At 70.5% G+C, this 5,181-nt stretch carries 7 protein-coding genes; 2 read left to right on the top strand and 5 right to left on the bottom strand.

The features are described from left to right. Positions 1–382: 382 nt before the first annotated feature. Both E4P43_RS19520 and E4P43_RS19515 read right to left on the bottom strand, forming a co-directional pair. Positions 383–985 carry a hypothetical protein gene (locus E4P43_RS19520; protein WP_209313979.1) on the bottom strand — a complete coding sequence of 201 codons (603 nt, stop codon included), beginning with the start codon at positions 983–985 and terminating at the stop codon, positions 383–385. Continuing rightward, positions 982–1,164, bottom strand: a complete 183-nt coding sequence (locus E4P43_RS19515) for a hypothetical protein (RefSeq protein WP_135147172.1) — start codon at positions 1,162–1,164, stop codon at positions 982–984. The genes E4P43_RS19520 and E4P43_RS19515 overlap by 4 nt, the downstream gene beginning before the upstream one ends. Before the next feature lie 70 nt (positions 1,165–1,234). Here E4P43_RS19515 and E4P43_RS19510 point away from each other — a divergent pair, with 70 nt between their 5' ends. Continuing rightward, complete coding sequence (locus E4P43_RS19510; RefSeq protein WP_209313978.1) at positions 1,235–1,828, top strand: TetR/AcrR family transcriptional regulator; 594 nt, start codon at positions 1,235–1,237, stop codon at positions 1,826–1,828. A 145-nt stretch (positions 1,829–1,973) separates the two neighbouring features. After that, complete coding sequence (locus tag E4P43_RS19505; protein WP_135147171.1) at positions 1,974–2,381, top strand: four-helix bundle copper-binding protein; 408 nt, start codon at positions 1,974–1,976, stop codon at positions 2,379–2,381. Positions 2,382–2,434: 53 nt separating this feature from the next. Here E4P43_RS19505 and E4P43_RS19500 read toward each other — a convergent pair whose 3' ends face one another. The 3 genes from E4P43_RS19500 to E4P43_RS19490 all read right to left on the bottom strand — a co-directional run. Continuing rightward, positions 2,435–3,055, bottom strand: a complete 621-nt coding sequence (locus E4P43_RS19500; protein ID WP_135147170.1) for a DUF305 domain-containing protein — start codon at positions 3,053–3,055, stop codon at positions 2,435–2,437. An 86-nt stretch (positions 3,056–3,141) separates the two neighbouring features. Beyond that, on the bottom strand, positions 3,142–3,606 hold the full coding sequence (locus tag E4P43_RS19495; protein WP_135147169.1) for a DUF6153 family protein: 465 nt from the start codon (positions 3,604–3,606) through the stop codon (positions 3,142–3,144). A 43-nt stretch (positions 3,607–3,649) separates the two neighbouring features. Beyond that, positions 3,650–5,181, bottom strand: a 1,532-nt coding sequence (locus tag E4P43_RS19490) for a heavy metal translocating P-type ATPase (protein ID WP_135147168.1), incomplete at its 5' end; no start/stop codon positions are given.

Genomic DNA, 5,181 nt, shown 5'->3' with positions numbered 1-5,181 from the left:
CCACGAAGGCCTCCTCTGGTGGCGGAGCGGTTCCTCGACAGCTCCACTCCACACCGGGAGGCCTTCGCCCATCTACAAGTCAGACACTGTGATCACAGGTCCTCGACCAACGTGCCTGGTCATCACAGCTAGTCGTCGGGGGTTGTCAGGAACAAGGCCACCCGACGAGTTTGTCGGACTCCGCTGGGCGGCCTTCCTCGCCGTGTCGGTGCCTGGTCATACCGTCTCGCCGGGTCACGGCCACGGTGGTGACCCGGAAGTCCCAGGGCGGATAGCCGCGCTCTCGGGCTGGGGGCTTGGGCCGCAGTAGCGGGCGGTCCGAGCCTTCCGCCCAGCGGTGCGGAAGCCCGGCGCCCGTCCTTGGCCGCTCCTTGTCGCCCTGCTACTGCTGTCGGCTTGGAAGGTCCGGCGCCACCGGTAACCCACGCACATGCCCAGGCTGGTCCCACTGGCGGCCATCACGCCGCGCAGTCAAGGCGTCGCGTCGCTGCATGCGTTGTCCGTACCGGGTCATGCCTCTCGGCTTGACTGTGGCTAGTGCCGTGGTGGCCAGCAGGACGAGGGTGGCAAGGCCCGCATCGACGACGAGTTGGACGCGCATTCCGTGTAGGTCGGCGCCGAAGATGCCGGTGTCGGTGGCGACGGCCGCGAGGTGGTCGATCGGCTGGGTGTGCACGAGCAGCAGCAGGGTCGCGCCGAGGGTGAGGGCGAGTTTGACCACGACCCAGTAGTGCCGGAACAGGCCCCAAGGTGTGCCGAGTGATTGGACGATGCCGCTCAACAGGGAGGCGAGGCACAGCGGAACGATGACGAACCAGGTCACCACGGCCGCTGCCACGTAGGTGCCACGGACCGTGGATCCGTCTGTGCTGGTCAAGCCAACGACGGCGAGGGCGAGGAAGGCCGCAACGGCGCCCAGCCAGCCGACCGAGGCGGCCACGTGCACGGTGAGCGCGGTCTTGCGCACCGCCGGAGGCATGGTCATGGCATGTGGCTGCCGGGACCGCCCAGGCTGTTGCCGGTCAGGTGCAGGACCACGACGAGTGCGAGGAGCAGTACGGCGGCGATGAGCACCGCCGTCACCCAGCGGGGCCGTCCCGTCTGAGGACGGAGGTCCTGTCCGCCGTCGGCGTCGTCTCGGTGCTGCGGCGTTGGTGCAGCCATGGGTACTCCTGCAATCAGTTAGGAACCGCTCGTCAGAGTTATCGGGACATAGTGTCCCACACTTGGCGAGGTGTCTCGATCGTATGCTGTGGATGTGCCACGACTGTGGAGCGAGACGATCGAGGAGCACCGCCAGGCGGTGCGGGACGCGACCCTCGACGCCACGGCGACGCTCGTGGCGGAGCACGGCCTGGCTTCGGTGACCATGTCGCAGATCGCCGAGGCCACCGGGATCGGTCGGGCGACGCTGTACCGGCACTTCTCCGACGTCGAGGCCATCTTGGGTGCCTGGCACGAACGGCAGATCGACCTCCATCTGGAGCGCCTGGCGGAGGTCGGGAACCAGCCGGGCAGCGTCGGGCAGCGCCTGGCTGCGGCTCTGGAGACGTACGCGCACCTGTCCGCGCACTCCCACGGCGCCGACATGGGAGCGGTCCTGCACCGAGCCGAGCACGTTGTCCAGGCCCGTCACCGGCTGCGCGACTTCCTGCGCGACCTGATCGCCGAGGGCGTGGCCGCCGGGGAACTGCGCGCTGACATCCCGGCCGAGGAACTGGCCACCTTCTGCCTGCATGCGCTCGGCGGTGCCCGAGAGATGCCCTCCCAGGAGGGTGTCCGGAGGCTTGTCGCGGTCACGGTGAACGGCCTGCGCCCACCGCACTGACCAGCACTTGCCCAGTTTCGCCGCCGCACATGACGAGTCGATGACTGGCGTGCTTCGCCGGACATCGCGGGTAGGGACTCGGAAGTCCGAGTGGACGTCGCCGACGGCATCCGAACCGTCGACCGCTCGCACCCGTGGAGGACTCATGACTGTCGCCGCCCAGATGCTCGACACCTACCCGAAGGACCTTGGTGGGGTCGACAAGGACAAGTTGCGGGCCTGTATCGAGGCGTGCGTCGAGTGCGCCCAGGCGTGTACCGCCTGTGCGGACGCCTGCCTGAGCGAGGGTATGGTCGCTGACCTGATCAAGTGCATCCGCACCAACCTGGACTGCGCTGACGTCTGCGAGGCCACCGGGCGGGTGCTGTCGCGGCACACCGGCTACGACGCCAACCTGACCCGTGCGGTCCTCGAAGCGTGCGCCGCCGCCTGCAAGGCGTGCGGGGACGAGTGCGAGCAGCACGCCTCGATGCACGAGCACTGCCGGGTGTGTGCTGCGTCGTGCCGCCGTTGCGAGCAGGCGTGCCGCGACCTGATCGCCAGCCTGGGCTGACCACCGGCCGGTGCCCGGCGGTAGCGGATCGCCCGCCACCGCCGGGCCGGGGCTCAGCCGCCCAGTTCGGTCAGCAACTGCCGCATCTCGGCGATCTCGGCGTTCTGCGTGTCGCGGATGTTGTTGGCCATCGCCAGCGCCTCGGTGTTCTGGCCCTCACCGGCCTCGGTGGTGGCCATCTCCACGGCGCCGGTGTGGTGCTCGATCATCTGCTCCAGGAACAGTCGGTCGAACTCCGCGCCCGAGGCGGCCATCAGGGCGTTCATGTCCTCCTCGGACATCATGCCGCCGCCGTGGTCCATGCCGCCGTGGTCCATGCCGCCCATGCTGTCTTCGGCGCCCCACTCCTTCAGCCAGCCGGTGAGGGTGTCGATCTCGGGCTGCTGGGCGGCCTCGATGCGGCTGGCGAGGTCGAGCACGCGCGGGTCTTCGGCCCGCTCGGACGCCATCTGCGCCATCTCGATGGCCTGCTGGTGGTGCGGGATCATGCCCTGGGCGAAGGTGACGTCGGCGTCGTTGAACGCCGCGTTCTCGCTGGCGGACGTGCTGGTTGATTCGGCGCTGCCGCTCTCCATCGAGTCCATGTGCGAGGCGCCGGAGTCATCCGAGCAGGCGGTGAGCGCGAGCGCTCCAGCGAGGAGGGCACCGGCGAGCAGAGTGGTCTTGCGGGTCATGTCGATCTCCTGAATACGGGTCTGAGGGAACGTGCGAAGGCGTCGCCGCAGCCGCGAGGCTGGGGACGAGAAGCGCGACGTTCGGCCTAGATCCGCATCAGGCAGAGGGAGTACAGGTCCGGCGGCCGGGGTGGACGCAGCCAGGCCCAGGGGCTGCCGGGGGTGCGGCGGGTGCGTGGCAGTCGGAACTCGGTGAGGCGCCCGGTGAGGACCAGGAGCATCGCGGCGAGCCCGGCGGCAAGGACGGCCAGGCACACCGCCCACAGGTGCCCGGCCGTGTGCGGCGTGCTGTCGTGGCCTGCCGCGAGGGACATGCCGATCGCCGTCCCGGCGACGACGGCGGCAGCGGGGGCGGCGGTCATGGCGGCGGCCGACTCCATCACCGGGCCGAGCCCGGCCGCGTGCAGCACGGGGTCGGGCTCGGCCAGAGTGGTCTGGACAGTGCCATGCGCAGCGGTGGTGGTCCCGGAGTCCGCAGCGGCGCACTGGAGGCCGTGCATGGCGAAGACGGCGGCCAGCAGCAGCAGGACCCACCCTCGTCGCCCGCGCATCGTCACCTCCGTCCTCGCGTCGTTGATCTCGGGTTAGGTCTTGTCAGCGCGACACCGGCTGCGGGGCTCGGGACGCCGCCGGTTCGGCAGCGGGCGCCTCCGGGGCCTCCGGCAGCCGCAGCCGCTTGAGCAGCAGAGCGTTGACCGCGACCAGGAACGACGAGCCGGACATCGACAGCGCCGCAATCTCCGGCCGCAGCACCAGCCCGAACGCCGGTTCGAACACCCCAGCCGCGATGGGCAGCGCGATCGCGTTGTAGCCGATCGCCCACCCGAGGTTCTGCCGCATCTTCCGCAGCGTTCCCCGGCCGATCTGCAACGCGATCGGCACGTCGAGCGGGTCCGACCGCATGAGGACCACGTCAGCGGTCTCGATGGCCACGTCGGTGCCTGCGCCGATGGCGATGCCGAGGTCGGCCTGGGCCAGCGCTGGGGCGTCGTTCACGCCGTCGCCGACCATGGCCACCCGCTTGCCCGCCTGCTGCAACTCGGTGATCTTGGCGGCCTTGTCGCCGGGTAGGACTTCGGCGATCACGGTGTCGATGCCCAACTGGTCGGCGATCCGCCGGGCGGTGGCGGTGTTGTCGCCGCTGAGCATGACCACCTGTACCCCGGCCTCGTGCAGCGCGGCCACGGCCGCGACCGAGGTCTCCCGCGCGGCGTCGGCCAGCGCGATCACCCCGACGGCCCGGCCGTCGACCGTAACGAGCACCGCCGTCCGGCCACTTCCCGCCAACTCGTCCCGGCGCGCACGCAGAGCGCCGAGGTCGACGCCCTCGTCGCCCATCAACTTGGCGTTGCCGACCAGCACCCGACGGCCGTTGACCTCCGCGCTCGCGCCGTGGCCGGGCACGTTGCGGAAGCGCTCAGCGGCCAGGACCGGAACGCCACGCGCGTCGGCCTCGCGAACCACGGCCTCGGCCAGCGGGTGCTCGGACTCCCGCTCGACGGCGGCCGTGAGGGCGAGGACCTCGTCCTCGGCCATGCCCTCGACGACCACGTCGGTGACCTCCGGCTCGCCCTTGGTCAGGGTGCCGGTCTTGTCCATCACCACGGTGTCGATCCGGGCGGCGGTCTCCAGCGCGGTGGCGTTCTTGAACAGCACGCCGCGACGGGCGCCGAGGCCGGTGCCGACCATGATCGCCGTCGGGGTGGCGAGCCCGAGCGCGTCGGGGCAGGTGATGACCACGACGGTGATCGCGAACAGCATCGCGGTGGCGAACGAGGCACCCGCGAGCAGCCACACGGCCAGGGTCAGGCCGCCGCCGATCAGCGCCACCAGCACCAGCCAGAAGGCGGCGCGGTCGGCGAGTCGCTGGCCCGGCGCCTTGGAGTTCTGTGCCTGCTGCACCAGGGCCACGATCTGCGCCAGTGCGGTGTCCGCGCCCACCTTCGTGGCCCGCACCCGCAGGGTGCCGGTGGTGTTGACCGAAGCGCCGATGACCTCTGAGCCGGTGGCCTTGTGCACCGGCAGGCTCTCGCCGGTGACCATGGACTCGTCCACCTCGGACTCGCCGTCCTCCACGACGCCGTCCACGGGGATCTTCGAGCCGGGCCGAATCAGCAGCAGATCGC

The organism is Blastococcus sp. TF02A-35, assembly GCF_004571075.1.
Taxonomy (GTDB): Bacteria; Actinomycetota; Actinomycetes; order Mycobacteriales; family Geodermatophilaceae; genus Blastococcus.
Note: the sequence above shows the minus strand (reverse complement) of the source record. Positions and strands in the feature narration are given on the sequence as shown.